This is a genomic window from Endozoicomonas sp. ONNA2, assembly GCF_024606365.1.
Lineage (GTDB): Bacteria > Pseudomonadota > Gammaproteobacteria > Pseudomonadales > Endozoicomonadaceae > Endozoicomonas.
The window spans coordinates 1-1,787 of the sequence record NZ_JAHHPO010000202.1; the positions used below are offsets into that span (position 1 = coordinate 1).

The 1,787-nt window shown below is 50.1% G+C and carries 2 protein-coding genes; both read right to left on the minus strand.

Going from position 1 to position 1,787, the window contains the following annotated elements; translation table 11 throughout:
- Window positions 1-109 precede the first annotated feature (109 nt).
- Window positions 110-499 carry a hypothetical protein gene (locus KDK14_RS03675; protein WP_257263666.1) on the minus strand — a complete coding sequence of 130 codons (390 nt, stop codon included), beginning with the start codon at window positions 497-499 and terminating at the stop codon, window positions 110-112.
- 69 nt (window positions 500-568) lie between these two features.
- A complete protein-coding gene (gene trpS, locus KDK14_RS03680; protein ID WP_257263667.1) occupies window positions 569-1,579 on the minus strand; it encodes a tryptophan--tRNA ligase in 1,011 nt (336 codons plus the stop codon).
- Between the last annotated feature and the right edge of the window lie 208 nt (window positions 1,580-1,787).

Consider the following 1,787-nt stretch of genomic DNA (forward strand, 5'->3'; position numbering starts at 1 on the left):
GAGCCAGAGCAACGCAGGAGCAGTTGCCGGGAGTGCCGGCACAAGGAGTCAGAAAATATGATTTCACATGGTCAGCTACTTATGGCCGGTTGATTTTGTAGTTATGCCTTTACTCAAAAAATGCCTGTTGAATCCGGGTAATATAAGTCAGTTCAACCAGTTTTTTCAGGGTCACCAGGTAATTGGCCTGGTAAGTATCACCCACCACCAGATACTGCTCCTTATCACACTGTAAACGTCCAGGGGATTCTTTGTAGACAATGGCACTTGGGTCAATAGACATCACCTGACGTGCGGTATTCACATGGGCAGGAATACAGAACTCATAACTCAGGGATCGTTTGCCATCCTCTGGCCCATAAAGACCATCGGCATCCAGGCGCGTCAAGTCAAATTCTATCTTTTGCTGAACCTTGTCTTTCAGCAGACCGTCCAGATGGTTGCAGGCCGACAACAAGAATGCACTGAGTGCAACGGCAAATAACGTTGATGTGTTCATGGGGTTCCTGTTGTTGCGTTATAATGGCCTTGCCAAAGGAAAGTCAAACGTAAAGAGGACTACGGAATTTTATGCCAGCGGCTTGAGGCCTACGGCTTGACGGACAGATGCCAAACACGGAGCAGCTTCGGCCCGGGCCTTTTCAGCCCCCTTCAGCAGCGCTTTTTCGATAAAGGCAGGATCTTCAATCAGTGCATTATAACGTTCACGGGGCGCTTGCAAGTGAGCATTCAGATACTCAAACAGCTGATTCTTCAGCTCACCCCAGCCAGCGCCATCGGCATATTGCTGACGCTTCACCTCAATCTGCGTGGCATCAGCAAATGCCGAATAAATCTGGAAAAGCGTACAGGTATCCGGATCTTTCGGCTCCCCCGGCTCCAATGAGTTGGTTTTGATCTTGCGAATCAGCTTCAGAAGTTTCTTTTCAGGCACAAAAAGCGGGATGGTATTTTCGTAACTTTTGCTCATTTTACAACCATCAAGACCATTCAAAACCGCCGTGGTTTCACCCACCACCGCCTGCGGCAAAACAAATTTGGTCTGGTAATGGTGGTTCATACGCCCGGCAATATCCCGGGCCATCTCAATATGCTGAACCTGATCACGACCCACCGGCACTTTATGGGCATTGAACATGAGAATATCTGCTGCCATCAACACCGGATAACAGAACAGCCCCATGGTCACACTCTTGTCCGGATCCTGCTCACCGGCTTCTTCATTGGCCTGAACCGCCGCCTTGTATGCGTGGGCCCGGTTCATCAGACCTTTGGCGGTCATACAACCAAGAATCCAGTTCAACTCGGCAATTTCCGGGATGTCTGACTGACGGTAGAAAGTCACCCGGTCCGTATCCAGACCCAGTGCCAACCAGCTGGCGGCAATCTCCAGGGTAGACTGGTGGATGCGCTTGGGGTCACGACCCTTGATCAGGGCATGATAGTCCGCCAGAAAGTAGTACGAAGCAATATCGTCACGCCAGCTTTCCTCAATCGCAGGCTTGATAGCCCCTGCGTAGTTGCCCAAGTGTGGTGTTCCGGTGGTGGTAATACCTGTCAGCACTTTCGTTTTATTCATGAGTCCACTCGCACAGCGACGATTTATACTCCCCTCAGGCCAGAAAGGAATTTCCTGGGCAATGCCAGAAAAGGGCTGCATTGTATGCAGGCATTAGCTACGGCGCAATAATAAAATAATCAGAAGGCCACTTCCCCGCAATGGCTGTCCGAAAATAGACTGCCCTACTGCGGTTGCGATAAATTGGTCTAAAAATTCCTGCTTCTTC